Below are 15889 nucleotides of genomic sequence, written 5' to 3'. Positions count from 1 at the left end.
CGCTTTAAAATCAATCAGTATAGATGATTCTTGCCATAAGGAACCTCAAGCATGTTGCTGGCGAGCTTCTCTGGCTGCCCACACATTTCATCATAAGCACTGGTGTGGCGTAAAACCATATCACCATAACTTAAGTGATCGAGGCGCTTTTGAATGTGCAACGGGCTAATATCGCGAATAAACTCACCTTGCTCATCAGTGACATAATATTCAACGTTATTGATCACCACAGACACCTGATACAGTGCCATTTCCAACGAATGAAGGATAACCTTTTGCAGTGGTTGGTGCGCTGCAAGTTCAGATAACTTAATTGCCATGTCGAACCCCCTTTTTTCTTCTTATACGCGGGTTTGATATACTGTGATCAAATTAACTGTACAAAAATCACTCATGCTAGAAAAAGTACGACTTGCTAAATTTATTGCCCATGCTGGTGTTTGCTCTCGAAAGCAAGCATCGCGCTTGATAGATCAAGGTGAGGTAACAGTAAATGGCCGTGCTGCAAATCATATAGATCACGTAGATGAGCACGATGATGTGATGGTACTTGGCGAGAAAATTACAGCAAAAGCACCACTTACCTACTTTGCGTATCACAAGCCTGTTGGTATAGATTGCAAGTTAAATGCTGACGACCCAACAAGCCTTATTCATAGCCTGCCTAAAACCACTCGCGTTTACCCAATTGGTCGGCTCGACAAAGACTCCCGAGGTTTGTTGGTTTTGACCAATGACGGTGAGTTTTGTAATCAATTGATCCACCCTGATTACCACCAACCTAAACGCTATTTAGTCACCGTTGATAAACCACTTGATAGTGATTTTTGTAAAAAAATGGCGGGCGGTGTGCCTGTCGATAAACAAATAACCCTCCCTTGCGAGGTGACTCAAGTCGACGAAACGCAGTTTTGCATCGTCTTAAAACAAGGTTTAAATCGGCAAATACGTAAAATGGCACGTTTTTGTGGCTACAAAGTCATCGATCTTTACCGCACAGATATCGCAAAGCTTTCACTCACCACGCTGGATTTGCCCGAAGGACAGATAATCAGTATCAAAAAAAGTGACATTATCTAACAAAAAAAGTTTGCATTAATTGATTACGCGTGTAATCTTAAATTAAAGATTACATCTGTAGGCATAAAAATGATTGAACTTTCTAAGGCTGAATTCGAAGTATTAGATGCTGTGTGGATTAACTACCCTGCCACGGCAAGTGAAGTAATTGCGCGTTTGAGTGACGATAAAGAATGGCACGAAAAAACCATCAAAACGCTACTAAGTCGTTTAGTTAAAAAAGGCGCACTAAGCTTCGAAAAACAAGGTCGTCAATATAACTACACTCCCTGCATTGCCCGTGAAGAATACACATTAAAAGAAAGCCAAAGCTTTATTGAACGCTTTTTTAATGGCCGAATTGCGCCGCTGGTGAGTGGCTTTGCTAAATCAGAGCAACTCTCGCAACATGATATTGATGAGCTGAAAAAGGTTATCGATGATTGGGAAAAACAGCAAAAATAAGGCGTTGTTATGTTAGATGCATTTTTTAATTGGTTGTTAGATCAACAACTTTTGATCTCATCTGCAATTATGTTTTTATTGCTGCTAGAGCGAAAGTTACTAAGCCAGCTATCGGCACGCTTGGTTTATACACTGTGGGCGCTTTTACCAATTAGTTTATTGTTAGCGAACCTACCAGAGCACTTAAAGCCAATTCAAAACGACTTTATCAGTAAGCTGACTATCACGCCAAACACAGCAATAATGCCGCAGTTTACGCTCACTTGGTTTGCTATTTATGGCTTTATTAGTGCAGCACTGCTGATCACTGCCGTGTATTTTCATTATCGCTTTTTAGCAAAACTGCAATTAGCACCAATTACGGTTGATCATCACAGCAACCAAAACATGCGTTTATACCAAAGTAAACAAGTGAGCTCACCGATGGTTGTTGGAGTTATAAATACTAAGCTAGTGCTGCCAACAAACTACCAAAGCCACTACGATAGCCATGCTTTAGCGCTAATTTTAGAGCATGAATCAGTGCACATTAAACGCAAAGATAACCTAATTAATGCCCTCGCTTTAAGTGCCACTATTTTGTTGTGGTTTAACCCTGTCGCTTGGCTTGGTTATGCAAGTCTTCGCCGTATTCAAGAGCTTTCATGTGATGAGCAAGTACTCAAAAATAAATCAACTGAACAACGAATTTTATACAGTAAGGCATTAGTGCACTGTGCAAGCTTTAGCAGAGCAGGCTTAATGGCTTATTCACAATACGGAGATAAAAACACCATGTTACAACGTCTAAATCAAATAAAGCAGATCGACAACAGCTCATTTATCGCAAAAACAGCGTTAGTTATTTTTACAACAGGCATGCTTAGCAGCTTTGCCATTGCAAAACAGCCGATGTCAGTTGAAAAGACAAAAGACTATCAAGCGGTTATGCGCGTAGAGCCGATATACCCCATTCAAGCTGCGGAGCAAGGCATTAGCGGTTCAGTCGTTTTGAAATACGATATTTTACCAAGTGGCGCCACCAGCAATGTCAGTGTGGTAAGCGCAGAACCTGAAGCTGTTTTCAATCGAGAAGCGAAAAGAGCCTTAAAAAAATGGCAGTATGCGCCATCTGAATCTGGCTATAAAAACGCCTTAGTACAACTCGATTTCGCCTTAGACGAAAACTATCAAGCAAAGGATTTAATTGAGAAAATTAAAGTTAGCTCTAAGTAAGAGTAACCACTTAAGACCCTAAAGCAAGCGCCTTATTTAAGCCGCTTGCTTTGTGGTTTTTGACTAGAGGCAAAGAGCAATCATTGCCACAGCACTTACATAGCCAACAAGCCAAACTAACGAGCGCAAAATATCTTGGTTTATATAGTAAAAAATACAATATAGGACACGAGCAATTATATGCGCAACAGCTAGCATTTCAGTGGCTTGATAAACATTGTTGGTCGCAATTACTACCGCTAAAGCAACAGCAAAAACGGTTAATGACTCAAAACTATTTTGATGAGCAGCCAGCGCCCTCGCCCCAAAACCTGTCAACTTACTTTGTTGATCTCTTGGGTGTTTATTGTCATATCCTTCAAGCTTATTTTGCGCAAAAGCCACGGGAACTTTAGCTAAATAAGGTATGAGCACTGCGATGAGTGCGCAGATAATAAGTGTGGTCATGATATTTCCTTATTTTGTTTGTAACACTACCCTATCGCAAACAAAAAAAAGCCGCTACTTATAACAGCAGCGGCCAGCAATAGCATCATTGTCACTATAGCCTAATGACCGCATAAAAGCCCTGCGGCATATTGTCACAGCTGAGTTTTTCTCAAGTTGGTCGATAAGCTAATGCTCTCATACTTTGGTTTTGCTACTCTAATTGCCTCTCCTCATTAATTTATTTTCAATATGACTTGGATTTTCTTAACTATTTTTGCGGCATTTATGCAGTCGTGGCGCAACGCTCTGCAAAGTAAACTCAGTGCAACAGTGAGTGTTGCAGGGGTAACACTTGCTCGCTTTATCGTTGCCAGCCCAATTGCTGCCCTGTATTTATTTGCACTTTATCAGTATCAAGACGCCGCACTTCCTGATTTTAATCTGGCTTTTATTGGCTACATTGTTGGTGCCAGTATCGTCCAAATCGTTGCCACTGGTTTGATGGTAAAACTGTTTAAAATGAATAATTTTGCTGTCGGCGCAGGGCTTGCCAAAAGTGAAGCACTGATGGCGGCGATTTTAGGTGTAATGTTCTTTGGCTCAGCACTGTCATTGCTAGGTTGGGTTGGGGTATTTATTGGTGCAATTGCGGTATTGCTATTAAGTGGCATCGCGAATGTTAAACACTTTAATTTGGGCACCGCACTGCTTGGGCTTGCCTGTGGTACTTCATTTGCTCTTTCATCGTCATGGATCCGTGAGGCAAGTTTAAATTCAGGACTGACTTTCCCACACTCTGCAGCTTGGGTACTGGTACTGATAATCAGCTTACAAACATTGATGCTATGCGCTTATATTGCATTCAAAGAGCGCGATACATTTAAGAAAATGTGGCATCACAAAGGCACCACTACCGCTGTCAGTGTTTGTAGCTGTTTAGGTTCCATTGGTTGGTTTAGCGCCATGAGCTTGCAGCATGTTGCTTATGTAAAAACACTAGGGCAAATAGAGGTATTCTTTACCATTTTGGTATCGATTCTTTGGTTAAAACAGCCGTTAAAGCGCCAAGACACAGCGGGGCTTGTGTTAATTGCGCTGGCAGCCATTCTGGTAATGCTACCCAACTAGATGCGTTTCTAGTCATTAAAAAAGCGGCTATGCCGCTTTTTTAATGACTAATTTTTAGCGTTATCACACCACTGATTATCAGCAGTACTCCGGCAATGCGGCCAAATGTGGCAGCATCACCATAAAATAAAATACCGACCAAGAAAGTGCCCGCAGCGCCGATGCCTGTCCATACTGCATAGGATGTCCCCATCGGAATATCCTTTTGCGCCAACCACAACATAAAGCCACTAGCGACCATAAAGGCGACGGCTATCGCAATGCCTAACCAGCGACTCTCTGATTCTTGAGACATTTTAAGACCGACTGGCCAGCCTATTTCTAACAACCCTGCGACAATTAAATACAACCACGCCATTATTGATCTCGCTTTTTCAGGATCACGTCATATAAATCTTCACGGCGATCTTTTAAGTTTCTTACCGTGCCTTCACTGTGAAGAATTTTTAGTTTATCCATATCTAAATCACTGAATAACAGCATTTCGGTATTCGGTGTTGCTTCATTCAAGGTCGCATCATGCGGGAATGAGAAATCAGAAGGGGTAAGCACTGCCGATTGCGAGTACTGTACGTCTAAGCTCTCTACCTCAGGTAGGTTACCAACCGAGCCTGCAATCACAACATAACACTCATTTTCGATTGCGCGTGCTTGCGCACAATGGCGAACACGTAAGTAACTATTTTTAGTATCTGTCCAAAATGGCACGAACAAAATATCCAGCCCTTGCTTAGCGAGAATACGCGACAGCTCAGGAAACTCAACATCGTAACAAATTTGAATACCGACACGGCCAGCATCCGTTTCAAATACGGCAATTTTGTCACCCCCTTGGATTACCCAGTCATTTTGCTCATGGGGCGTGATATGTATTTTGCGCTGCTCATCAATTTTACCGCTACGGTGGCACAAATAGCTGACATTATAAATCTTGTCATCTTCAGCGAGCGGCATTGAGCCGGTAATAATATTGGCATTGTATTCAACTGCCATGCGCGACATCGCATCACGGAACGTTTCAGTGTATTCGGCTAAATAACGAATGGCTTCCGTTTGATTGCACTGCTCGGTTAAGCCCATTAACGGCGCATTGAAAAATTCCGGAAATAAAATAAAGTCGCTTTTATAGTCAGACACCGTATCAACAAAATACTCAACTTGCTTAAGTAACTCCTCAACTGAGTCGACGCAGCGCATTTGCCACTGTACAGCACCAACACGCACTATAGATTTAGTTGATTCAAGTACCGTATCAGTGGGTTCAAACATAATGTTATTCCACTCTAGTAAAGTGGCATAACCCACTGACTCCTGATCTTCTGGTAGGTACTTTTTAAGTAAGCGCTTTACTTGGAAATCGTTAGAAAGTTGAAAACTTAGAATTGGATCATAAAGCTCTTTATGATCAACCTTTTCGATGTACTCCATGGGTGACATTTCAGAGCTATGATTGTAATAACGTGGAATACGCCCACCCGCTAAAATAGCGCGTAAATTATACTGACGGCATAATTCTTTACGCGCATCGTATAAGCGTCGGCCAAGTCTCATACCTCGGTGAGTTGATGATATAACCACATCTAAACCATAAAGTGCATCGCCTTCTGGGTCGCTAAAAACACGGTCGTGACCATCAACAATATCTTCGTAGGTATGCGGGTTAGAAAAACGTGCGTAATCTACTTGCACACTCAAAGCGATACCCACAAGCACACCGTCATCAACAATGCCGATTTGACCTTCAGGGAACTGATCGATTAAACGAAAAATAGTGTGGCTTGGCCATGCTCCACCTAGGCCTGGGTACGCTTGATCCATCAGAACTTTGATTTGTGGATACTGCTCTTTGGTTAAATTACAAATCTCTAGATGCGTTTTTTCAGCCGACATACATACTCCTTTAGGGCATTACAGGAAACACAAAGCAAACTATACGGTAGCACGTTTAAAATAGCTCTTTTAGAGTGGCATCAATTACACACTATGCCAAGTATCAGCATAATAAACATCGTATGAATATGCGTTTAATTAAATCCACTCACAATAAACTTATCAATGATTCAAGGTGATATTGGTGATTTATTCATCAGCAAGGCTATTTTCATCTATACTTTGTGTTTAAACGCCTGCTTGTATGAGGTTCATTTGATAAAACATTTACTAAAACAATCAAAGCAGCCAGGTTTAGAAGAAATAGAACAAGTAAAGTTTTTAATCATTTCTAAAATCGCATATTTCGCACTGATAGTGCATGCGTTGCTCATTCCACTTTTTGCCCATGTGGGCGCTATTACTTTAGCTTTAGTCAATATTCTTAGTGTCGTTGCTTGGGGCAGCGGTATCTTTCTAATAAAACAAGGCTTGACCTCTTTAGCATTGAGGGTATTTTGTTTGGAAGTGCTTATCCATGCTGTAGTGGTATGCGCCACATTAGGGCTCGATTTAGGGTTTCAATTTTATTTATGGACTATCTCCTGTATTTTGATGATTGATTACCAATTATCACTAAAACGCGCTGCACTATACAGCTTATTGATGATCACTACCTTTGCTCTTCTATACATCTTTTTCAACGATGTACCTTATCAATATACCTACCCGCAGCTTATTCCTTATGTACATTTAACAAATATTATCATTGCTGGTTTGCCTATGGTTTACGCTATTGGGCTGATCAGAGAAATTACGCTTTCACAACGTATTGAATTAACCGAAATGGCATCACGAGATCCACTCACCAAACTTTATAATCGCCGCTTTGCTAAAAAATTAATTTTAGCAACCTACAGAAAAAGCATCGAAGCGGAACAAAGTTTGTGCCTTGTCATGGCTGATATCGATCACTTTAAACAAATCAATGATACCTACGGTCATGACAAAGGCGATGCGATTTTAGTTAATATTGCACAAGCAATATGTGAATTCTTAAATGAAACAGATATAGCTGTACGCTGGGGCGGTGAGGAGTTTTTGCTCTTACTCGATAATACCGATGAGCATCACGGGTTACAAAAAATAGAGGCCTTGCGTGAATATATTGCGACACTAGACGCTCACCAAGAGCTGCCAAACTTATCGGTGACAATGAGTTTTGGTTTAATTGAATGGCAACCGCTTGCATCTTTAGAGAGCATGTTGCAGCAAGCTGATGCAGCGCTATATGACAGTAAAGATGCAGGAAGAAATACTACCACGGTTGTAAAAGCATTCTGTTTACAACTGGATGATACTGATGCGGTTAATTAACCGCATCTATCGTAATACTATGCATAATGCTCTGTGGCATAAGAGGGGTGAGACCTTCACTAACATAGTCATCAAATCCCGCACGATAAAACTCAGACAGTGGATGCCCAGACTGACCGCCAGGAATTGCCATTATAGCCTTATCTAAGTACCCAGGCTGTACAATAAATCGTTGTGAGGCACCAAAACTACGCCCCTGTACTGCTGGCATAAAGGTATCACCAAACCCTGGAGCTGCTGGCATGTTGAGCAACTTTTTGAGTACGGGAATTTGTTTTGCGAATGGGTGCTCAATAACGAGCTCATTCACGCTTCCCCACTGCCAATTTTGCATGTTCTGTCCATATTGAGTGGTCAGCTTATCAAGGGTACGATCAAATGCTGCTCGCATTTGCTCAGACCAATCAGCATAATCAGGATTTAGCCAACCTTTCGGTTGAGTATTTATTAGTTGCCAAACAGCAGGTTCAAGATCTCGCTTCACGTGCTTTAAGCTGCCATCAAACGTTTGCAGTTCGTTTTCCAGCGGGCTGAAGAGGCCATTAATCACTTCATCACGGTAGTACTTCACTAACGTATAACCAATTGAATCTGCACATGCACATGCTTGCCAATTGTTTAACTCTGATAGATAAGCTTTATACTCATCGGGTCTACTTTCAAGTTGCTTTACAAGTAGGTTATGCCATTTTGTTAAAAAGCGAGCTTCATTATCATGCTGCAACTGATAAAAATCACTCTCTGTGAATTGCTGCTTTTCAAATAAACGGTCGCGGATCTGAGCTGAACGTGCGCCCATCGCATAAGCACCATTACCAAAGCGTTTATTATCTTCAGCCGAAACAACACGTGAGTTCCCAGTCCAAAGTCGACCACTTGCAGGGTTTTTAACATAGGGTCGCTCAGTTTCATTTTCGTGCCACCCTACAGGGTAATTTTGCTCCGAGACAGCAAGTTCACTAGGGACTTTGCGTGCAGGAATCGCCCCCATGTTCTTCCAAGCAGCATTCCCACTATCATCTACAACCATTAGATTTTGTACAGGAATACCAACATCAGCTGCAAGCGCTAACGCATCATCAACATTATTTGCTTGCTCAAGCTTTATTAGGTCCATATTAACCGCATAATCATGATGTGCCACCCAACTTAGCGCATAAGGCTTACCGTTAATATTTTTTACTGGACCATACTCACTCATGGTCAGTGCATAGTTTTCACTACTACCATCATTAAGTAAAATAGCTTCATCTATCTGCCATGTTTTGTCGTGCCCGTCGAGTGCAATCCAATCAGCTGTATCCAAGTAGCCATTGGTAAAACCCCAAGCGACTTTATTGTTCGTGCCAACCACAATTGCAGGGGCACCAGGTAGCGAAACGCCTGTTATTTGTTGCATCTGGCCATTTAAAGGATAATTCAACTGCGCCCTATACCAAATAATCGGCACCGCAAACGACAAATGCATATCATCAGATAACATCCCAGCACCTGTTTGCGTTAAATCCCCCGTAACAGCCCAATTATTACTGCCTAACTCCTTCGTATCTTCAATATGCGTGATCATACTCAAAGGTGCTGATAAGGAAGGGATCGAGTGATTGTAAGGAGCTAGCTGACTATTATCGAGAGCAGCCTGATACAGGCTAGGTTGCGTAATAAAAGCAACCATCTCTTTACCAAATATTTGCTCTATTTGAATCAGGGTTTTATCTCGTTCAAAAGTCGCTGTTTGCAAATCTAAATACATACTAAAAATAGTCAGTAAGCTGTCTTCACTTTGCCATGGTTTCGCTGTAGCAGCTGTTAGTAAATATTCAAAACTATCAAAGCCCGTTTGCGCATGTCCCTCATTCACACCTTTTGCATATGTCGCCAATAGTGCTCGATCTGACGAAGGTAATTGCTCGAGTAAAATTTGGCTTCGTTTTCTCAACTGATGAAAGCGCATTGTTTTATCAAGTTCCAGCGCGGCTTTGCCAAATAATTCACTTAACTCTCCGGCTGCATTTCGACGCAATAAATCCATTTGGAAAAAGCGATCTTGTCCATGAGCAAAGCCAAGCGCATATGCCGCATCTAAACGACTTTGTGCATGAATCACAGCTTGACCAAGTACATCTCGTTCGATTTTAACGGACTGTTCAATTGCTGTACTTTTTCCTTTGCCATCCAGCGCTGGCAAGCTTAAGTTCAACGCGCCATAAATAAGGCCCGTAGCCAATAACGCAACGACGAGTAGACTCATCAACAACCATTTAATTATTTTAAACATATTAAATACGCTTCCGCAGGAGTTATAGGCCTATAGTAACCAGTGTTTTATGAAAAAATAGTGTTTCGATACAAATAATTAAATTTAGTTTTACGATTGTGTGCTTCATTTTTATTTACGACAGAAATTGTCTATAGTAGGTAGATAGTATAAAAACCGATACCTCTCATGCCACTAGCTACTGAAAATGATAATAAAAAGCTAAAAAAACTAAAGCTCACCTTCTGGCTTTCTTTAGGTTTGATTATCTTAATCGGTCTAGTCATTGACCATATCAATTATACGCGAGAGAAAGACGCCTACCGCTCACAAGAACTTGCGAAAATAAGTACTTATCGCGCTGAGTTAGAATCAACGCTGGTGTCAAATATTCAACTCGTACGGGGTCTTGCTGTTGCTGTTGCTGCAGAGCCGAATCTTAACCAAGCCCGCTTTTCACAAATAGCAGCACCACTATTTGAAACCTCCTCTGAGCTCAGAAACATCGGCGGTGCACCCGATATGATAATAAGAATGACCCATCCCCTTGAGGGAAATGAAAAAGCAATTGGGTTAAATTTTTTAAAAAATAAAGCCCAACGCTCAGATGCCATAAAAGCACGGGATGAGAATAAAATTGTTATGGCGGGTCCCCTAGAGCTGGTACAAGGCGGCCAAGCACTCATTGCTAGAGTGCCCGTATTTACCCAGCCAAACAATCAATTTTGGGGTCTGCTATCGGTCGTTTTAGATATAAATAAAGTGTATAAAAACGCTGGACTCACTTCGCTTAGTAATGAGTATGAACTTGCACTGCAAGGACGAAATGGCAAAGGGCTGGATGGCGAGTTCTTTTATGGTGATGAACAAATTCTAGAGACTAACCCACTTAGCTTTAGCATTTCATTCTCAGGCGGTCAGTGGCAAATGTACGCAACACCTAAAAAAGGCTGGCAGCCTGCTAATTCTTCTATTTGGCCATTACGGCTGGCGATTATTCTAATTTGTGCTTTATTCGCAGGTGCATCTGTTTTTTTACTGAAAATGCTTGAACGCCAATACAGAAACGAGCGCATGCTCGAAACCATGAGCGGTTTAGCAAAAATAGGGGCTTGGTCCTTTAATCTCGAAACTAAAACAGTGTATTGGTCAGAAATGACTAAATTGATTTTTAAACTACCACTTTCAAGCCAGCCAGAATGGCCCAGTAATTTTAATTACTTCAAACCTGGCTACAGCAGAGACAAAATTCGTCATCTAACAGAGAAAGCGATTAAAAATGGCGAGAGCTTTGAAACACAAGTACAAATATTAACGAATGAGGGCAATCCTGTTTGGGTTCTTGTCAATGGCGAAGCCGAACATCACAACAAACGATGCGTGAAACTGTTTGGCTCTTTGCAAGATATAGATGCCCGTAAACGTGTTGAACTTGAAAACAGTAAAATAGCCCTCCACAACGAAATTTTAGCCTCTTTAACTGTTAATGATGCGGTTTTAACAGGTAACCTCAACCTATCAAAACATATTATTGTGCAAGCAATTTGCCATGCGCTTGGTGTTGACCGTGCAGGAATCTGGCTCTTCAGTGATGATCGACAATCACTTAATACGTTTGCGATACACGACCAAAGCAACCCCCAATTCAGCGAATCTATTGCTCTACAGCAAATCGACTTCCCTAATTATTTTGACGCCATAAATAATCATGCTGTGATAAGCGCAAGTGATGCACAATGTGATTCTCTTACAAAAGACTTATCTGTTGATTACCTAGAACACTTTGATATTCGTTCTATGCTAACTGTTATCATTCCCACAGGTAGCAAAACGATGGGGGTGGTTTGCGCAGAAATGTGTCACAACCGACGTAAGTGGAGCAAAAATGAGGAAAGCTTTTTAATTGCGGTGGCGGCACTCATTGGCAGTTTACACGCCAGTCAACGACGAATTGAAACCGAACAGCAGCTTGTCCAAGCAAAAGAAGCGGCGGAGCAAGCGGTAAAAGCCAAAAGCGAATTTTTAGCCAGTATGAGCCATGAAATCCGAACCCCAATGAATGGTGTGATTGGCATGCTTAATATAATTAAACAAAGCAAGCTTGATGTTCAACAAAGTCATCACATTGCACTTGCTCAGTCATCGGCTGAATCTTTGCTGCATATCATTAATGATATTTTAGATTTCTCAAAAATCGAAGCCGGCAAACTAGACATAGAGAATGTATCGTTCAATGTATCGAAACTACTGGGAGATACCATTGAGTCCTTTGCAATCAAAGCAGAACAAAACAACACCAAGCTGATTCTTGATGCCACTAATATTAAGCATGAATTTATCATTAGTGATCCAAATCGAATTCGTCAAATTATCAATAACCTACTAGGAAATGCCGTCAAGTTTACTAACGACGGTGAAATAATCGTCATAGCCAGCTACGAAGAAGCAGACAACGACAGCTTCTTGTGCTGTTCCATCATTGATTCAGGGGTTGGGATCAAAGCAGATAAACAAGCCACATTGTTCGACTCTTTTACTCAAGCCGATGCATCAACAACTCGTCAGTATGGCGGTACAGGACTTGGGCTTGCAATTGTGAAGCAGCTCTGTCAACTAATGGAGGGAGATGTTGGGGTAGTAAGTGCGCTAGGTGAAGGCAGCACCTTTAATTTTACTGTGAAAGTAAAACTAGACCATGCACAACAACAACCCGAGCCGAGTCATATTATCGACAAGAAATTGATCCTCATTGCTGACAACTGCAAGCTAAGCAGCGGTATTGCTAAAAAACAATTGCAGCTATGGGGTGCTAAAGTAGAAATAATTAATAATATTGACGACTTACTTGCCCGTGCACAACAACCAACTGGCTGTCATTTTGATGCTATTTTTATCGACTACGCGCTATTCGCTAAAGCCTCTAAAGTTCAACAAAAAGCGTTTCAAACCCACTTTAATGCAAGCCGTTGTAAACGTATTTTAATGGCACCGATGAGTTTAACGGAAAAGCAAACGAGACATGTGTTAAAAGTAGAGAGTATTATTTTTAAACCCCTCACCCCTTCGGACTTATTTAACTCGCTTGCTAATGAAAAATACATTGAGCAACAGCACACAAACAAAGAACCGGTAAACGCAAAAATAGCAGAAGTTAACACTGACACTGAGTCGCAAGTGCTTTTAGTAGAAGACAATAAAGTAAATCAAATGGTGGCAAGTGCCCTGTTGAGACAAGCCGGAGTGAGTTTTGACATTGCAGAAAATGGCCTTGAAGCAATCTCATATTTGAGCAAGCGAGAAGACACTCCTTACGAGCTTGTATTAATGGACTGCCAAATGCCTGAAATGGACGGTTATCAAGCAACACGCTCAATTAGAGCTTCAGAAGCGGGAGTGGCTCATCAAGACGTTAATATCGTGGCCTTAACCGCGAATGCAATGCAAGGCGATAAAGAACGCTGTCTCAGTGCTGGCATGAATGACTATTTAACCAAACCACTTAACTTCGATGCTTTAAATAAAAAATTACAAATGTGGCTAAGCCCGCATAAACACAGAGAGTAAAACAATGCACTTATCATCAAACCAACAACGCGTTATTGGCTGCTTACTTGAAAAGCAAATCACAACCCCTGAGCACTACCCTCTCTCTTTAAATGCATTAACGAACGCTTGCAATCAAAAGTCAAACCGTGAACCGGTTTTATCGCTGAGCGAGTCTGATGTACAAAACATCATAGATGAACTGACCAATTTACGTTTAGTCACTGTTGATGAAGGCCTTTCAGGCCGAGTGAATAAATACGCGCATCGCTTTTGCAATACTCAGTTTGGCAGCTTACAGTTTACTGAGCAACAGCGTGCGATTATTTGCTTATTATTGCTAAGAGGGCCGCAGACCCCAGGCGAGTTACGCACCCGTAGTAATCGCCTCGCCGAGTTCTCTAATGTGAGTGAAGTTGAAATCGCCCTTGATGCCCTGATCGAACAAGAACATGTTGCTCGTTTAGCCCGTGAACCAGGTAAACGAGAAAGCCGTTATATGCACTTATTTGTTGACTCAGATAGCTTAGCAAAAGATATAGTTGATCATGAGCCTGAACAGGCCAGCGACAGCGAAGTTCAACAATTGCGTGCCGAAATCGAAGAACTCAAGCAACAAATTAACGCGATAAAAGCGCATTTAGGTCTTTAATAAAAGCGTTGCTCGTAACATAATGTACAAGACGCTGAACAACCACAACGAAAATAGGAGCTCAACCATGCGTGCCGATATTCTGGCAGAAATGAAAGTCCAACCCACGATTGATGTGAAGGCGGAAATTACGCGCCGCGTCAACTTTCTAAAAAGCCGACTTCTAGCTGCGCATTCACGTTCGCTTGTATTAGGTATTAGTGGTGGTGTTGACTCATCAACATGTGGTCGTTTATGCCAATTAGCCATTGATGAATTAAACCAAGAACACAACACCAACGAATACCAATTCATCGCGGTGCGCCTACCTTACGGTGTACAAGCAGATGAAGACGAAGCACAAATGGCCGTTGATTTTATTAAACCCAGTAAGCGCATGACCGTAAACATCAAAGCAGCGGTTGACGGGATGCACGAACAAGCGATGGCGGCTGTGGTCGGTGGCGGCGTTGAGCTTCCTGATCAAGCAAAAATTGACTTTATTAAAGGCAATGTGAAAGCACGCCAGCGAATGGTAGCACAGTACGAAATTGCTGGTTTTAGCCAAGGTTTAGTTGTGGGCACTGACCACAGTGCTGAAAATATTACGGGGTTTTATACTAAATTTGGTGATGGCGCATGTGATTTAGCCCCTTTATTTGGTCTTTCGAAGCGTCAAGTAAGAGCCCTTGCAGAGCAGTTAGGAGCGCCTGCTTTACTGGTTCATAAAGCACCAACAGCTGATTTAGAGTGCGATCGCCCAGGTTTAACAGATGAAGAGGCGCTAGGCCTAACGTACGAACAAATTGATGACTTTTTAGAAGGCAAAGATGTGACAAGCGAAGTAGAAGATAAACTAACCGCTATCTACTTACGTACCCAACATAAGCGCCAAGCTATACCCACTATTTATGACGAGCTTTAAGCTCAAAATATCGAAGGGCGATTTATAGCAATCAGCAAATAAATTGCCCTCTTTTCCTCGCTACACTGATGCACCTTCCCTAGTATTACCGGCGTTTTCTCAATATGATAAATGATCGGTGTGAAAACTTTGCCCGTAAAAAGTTTTGCAACATAATTGCAGTAAAGATGAAATCGTTCTGTAATTTGGTTTATAGTGGCTAGAGTACAAACTAAATAGAAAGCTTAACACACAGACATCTAAGGATTTATACATAGTTTATGTCATCGCCTATTTTAATTACTGGCGCAGGCCAACGTATTGGACTCGCTTTGGCCGAGCACTTTTTAGCGCAAGGACAAGCAATCATAGTCACATACCGCACTCGCCACGATGCTATTGATATCCTCGCAGGTAAAGGAGCAACGTGTATTCATGCTGACTTTGATAGTGATGCAGCAATTACACATTTTATTGAACAACTAAAAAGCCATACTAATCAGCTAAAAGCAATTATTCATAACGCGTCGAGTTGGGACTGTGAAGCCAATAACCAAGATTATGCGACGCTGTTCGATAATATGATGCGCATTCATGCTAAAACCCCTTACTTAATCAATCTAGCAGCAGCTGATCTATTGCTTCATTATCAACAGAATACAGGTCAAGCTGCCGATATCATCCACATGACAGATTATGTGGTGGAAAAAGGCAGCCCTAAACACCTAGCCTACGCAGCTAGTAAAGCAGCACTCGATAACTTAACTAAATCATTTTCAGCGAAATTTTCACCGGCAATTAAAGTGAACGCAATTGCACCATCACTCATTATTTTTAATGATCATGACAGTGAAGAATACCGAGCCAAAACCATCAAAAAGTCTTTAATGGAAATAGAACCTGGCTGCACAGAAATTATTAATAGCGTCGAGCTACTACTTAACAGCCACTACATCACAGGACGTTCATTACCTGTCGATGGTGGCAGACATTTAAAATAACGTATTACTGAGAA

The 15889-nt window shown here is 41.6% G+C and carries 14 protein-coding genes; 9 read left to right on the top strand and 5 right to left on the bottom strand.

Annotated elements, in window-relative coordinates; all coding sequences use genetic code 11:
* Positions 1-14 precede the first annotated feature (14 nt).
* Entirely contained in the window at positions 15-320 is a 306-nt protein-coding gene (locus L3V38_RS19320) for a DUF6482 family protein (protein WP_063700650.1), read from the bottom strand.
* A gap of 73 nt (positions 321-393) precedes the next feature.
* Between L3V38_RS19320 and L3V38_RS19315 the strand changes: the two genes are divergently transcribed.
* The 3 genes from L3V38_RS19315 to L3V38_RS19305 all read left to right on the top strand — a co-directional run bounded on the left by L3V38_RS19315 (position 394) and on the right by L3V38_RS19305 (position 2739).
* Positions 394-1080: a pseudouridine synthase gene (locus tag L3V38_RS19315; protein ID WP_237120454.1), complete on the top strand. Its 687-nt coding sequence runs from the start codon at positions 394-396 to the stop codon at positions 1078-1080.
* Between the two features lie 69 nt (positions 1081-1149).
* Positions 1150-1524, top strand: a complete 375-nt coding sequence (locus L3V38_RS19310) for a BlaI/MecI/CopY family transcriptional regulator (protein ID WP_130150308.1) — start codon at positions 1150-1152, stop codon at positions 1522-1524.
* 9 nt (positions 1525-1533) lie between these two features.
* Positions 1534-2739, top strand: a complete 1206-nt coding sequence (locus tag L3V38_RS19305) for a M56 family metallopeptidase (protein WP_237120427.1) — start codon at positions 1534-1536, stop codon at positions 2737-2739.
* 63 nt (positions 2740-2802) lie between these two features.
* Here L3V38_RS19305 and L3V38_RS19300 read toward each other — a convergent pair whose 3' ends face one another.
* Positions 2803-3186: an MAPEG family protein gene (locus tag L3V38_RS19300; RefSeq protein ID WP_237120426.1), complete on the bottom strand. Its 384-nt coding sequence runs from the start codon at positions 3184-3186 to the stop codon at positions 2803-2805.
* A 231-nt stretch (positions 3187-3417) separates the two neighbouring features.
* On the opposite strand from L3V38_RS19300, the gene L3V38_RS19295 reads away from it, so the two are divergent.
* Positions 3418-4296: a DMT family transporter gene (locus L3V38_RS19295; RefSeq protein ID WP_237120424.1), complete on the top strand. Its 879-nt coding sequence runs from the start codon at positions 3418-3420 to the stop codon at positions 4294-4296.
* A 40-nt stretch (positions 4297-4336) separates the two neighbouring features.
* Here L3V38_RS19295 and L3V38_RS19290 read toward each other — a convergent pair whose 3' ends face one another.
* Both L3V38_RS19290 and L3V38_RS19285 read right to left on the bottom strand, forming a co-directional pair.
* Positions 4337-4654: a multidrug efflux SMR transporter gene (locus tag L3V38_RS19290; RefSeq protein ID WP_130150301.1), complete on the bottom strand. Its 318-nt coding sequence runs from the start codon at positions 4652-4654 to the stop codon at positions 4337-4339.
* Positions 4654-6186, bottom strand: a complete 1533-nt coding sequence (locus L3V38_RS19285) for a carbon-nitrogen hydrolase family protein (RefSeq protein ID WP_237120422.1) — start codon at positions 6184-6186, stop codon at positions 4654-4656. The genes L3V38_RS19290 and L3V38_RS19285 overlap by 1 nt, the downstream gene beginning before the upstream one ends.
* A gap of 255 nt (positions 6187-6441) precedes the next feature.
* Here L3V38_RS19285 and L3V38_RS19280 point away from each other — a divergent pair, with 255 nt between their 5' ends.
* Positions 6442-7542 (top strand): GGDEF domain-containing protein, encoded by a 1101-nt coding sequence (locus L3V38_RS19280; protein WP_237120420.1) that lies wholly within the window; start codon positions 6442-6444, stop codon positions 7540-7542.
* On the opposite strand, the gene L3V38_RS19275 is transcribed toward L3V38_RS19280, so the two are convergent.
* Positions 7535-9817, bottom strand: coding sequence for a penicillin acylase family protein (locus tag L3V38_RS19275; protein WP_237120419.1), 2283 nt, complete (start codon positions 9815-9817; stop codon positions 7535-7537). The two genes, L3V38_RS19280 and L3V38_RS19275, sit on opposite strands and share 8 nt — an antisense overlap.
* Before the next feature lie 168 nt (positions 9818-9985).
* Between L3V38_RS19275 and L3V38_RS19270 the strand changes: the two genes are divergently transcribed.
* From L3V38_RS19270 to folM, 4 genes are all read left to right on the top strand, one after another.
* Positions 9986-13360, top strand: a complete 3375-nt coding sequence (locus tag L3V38_RS19270; protein WP_237120417.1) for a response regulator — start codon at positions 9986-9988, stop codon at positions 13358-13360.
* A gap of 4 nt (positions 13361-13364) precedes the next feature.
* Positions 13365-13991 carry a DUF480 domain-containing protein gene (locus L3V38_RS19265; RefSeq protein WP_130150292.1) on the top strand — a complete coding sequence of 209 codons (627 nt, stop codon included), beginning with the start codon at positions 13365-13367 and terminating at the stop codon, positions 13989-13991.
* Positions 13992-14058: 67 nt separating this feature from the next.
* Entirely contained in the window at positions 14059-14895 is an 837-nt protein-coding gene (gene nadE / locus L3V38_RS19260) for an ammonia-dependent NAD(+) synthetase (RefSeq protein WP_237120415.1), read from the top strand.
* 260 nt (positions 14896-15155) lie between these two features.
* Positions 15156-15875 (top strand): dihydromonapterin reductase, encoded by a 720-nt coding sequence (gene folM, locus L3V38_RS19255; RefSeq protein WP_130150288.1) that lies wholly within the window; start codon positions 15156-15158, stop codon positions 15873-15875.
* The last annotated feature ends 14 nt before the right edge of the window (positions 15876-15889 follow it).

Origin of the sequence: Pseudoalteromonas sp. L1 (genome assembly GCF_021728095.1) — a bacterium.
Classification (GTDB): Bacteria; Pseudomonadota; Gammaproteobacteria; order Enterobacterales; family Alteromonadaceae; genus Pseudoalteromonas.
Note: the sequence above shows the minus strand (reverse complement) of the source record. Positions and strands in the feature narration are given on the sequence as shown.

What these genes read in the sequence shown, in the direction of transcription:
- L3V38_RS19270 (WP_237120417.1), top strand. Translation starts at nt 9,986, where the DNA reads ATGCCACTAGCTACTGAAAATGATAATAAAAAGCTAAAAAAACTAAAG.
- L3V38_RS19315 (WP_237120454.1), top strand. Translation starts at nt 394, where the DNA reads ATGCTAGAAAAAGTACGACTTGCTAAATTTATTGCCCATGCTGGTGTT.
- L3V38_RS19275 (WP_237120419.1), bottom strand. Translation starts at nt 9,817, where the DNA reads ATGTTTAAAATAATTAAATGGTTGTTGATGAGTCTACTCGTCGTTGCG.
- L3V38_RS19305 (WP_237120427.1), top strand. Translation starts at nt 1,534, where the DNA reads ATGTTAGATGCATTTTTTAATTGGTTGTTAGATCAACAACTTTTGATC.
- folM (WP_130150288.1), top strand. Translation starts at nt 15,156, where the DNA reads ATGTCATCGCCTATTTTAATTACTGGCGCAGGCCAACGTATTGGACTC.
- L3V38_RS19265 (WP_130150292.1), top strand. Translation starts at nt 13,365, where the DNA reads ATGCACTTATCATCAAACCAACAACGCGTTATTGGCTGCTTACTTGAA.
- L3V38_RS19285 (WP_237120422.1), bottom strand. Translation starts at nt 6,186, where the DNA reads ATGTCGGCTGAAAAAACGCATCTAGAGATTTGTAATTTAACCAAAGAG.
- nadE (WP_237120415.1), top strand. Translation starts at nt 14,059, where the DNA reads ATGCGTGCCGATATTCTGGCAGAAATGAAAGTCCAACCCACGATTGAT.
- L3V38_RS19290 (WP_130150301.1), bottom strand. Translation starts at nt 4,654, where the DNA reads ATGGCGTGGTTGTATTTAATTGTCGCAGGGTTGTTAGAAATAGGCTGG.
- L3V38_RS19310 (WP_130150308.1), top strand. Translation starts at nt 1,150, where the DNA reads ATGATTGAACTTTCTAAGGCTGAATTCGAAGTATTAGATGCTGTGTGG.
- L3V38_RS19295 (WP_237120424.1), top strand. Translation starts at nt 3,418, where the DNA reads ATGACTTGGATTTTCTTAACTATTTTTGCGGCATTTATGCAGTCGTGG.
- L3V38_RS19300 (WP_237120426.1), bottom strand. Translation starts at nt 3,186, where the DNA reads ATGACCACACTTATTATCTGCGCACTCATCGCAGTGCTCATACCTTAT.
- L3V38_RS19320 (WP_063700650.1), bottom strand. Translation starts at nt 320, where the DNA reads ATGGCAATTAAGTTATCTGAACTTGCAGCGCACCAACCACTGCAAAAG.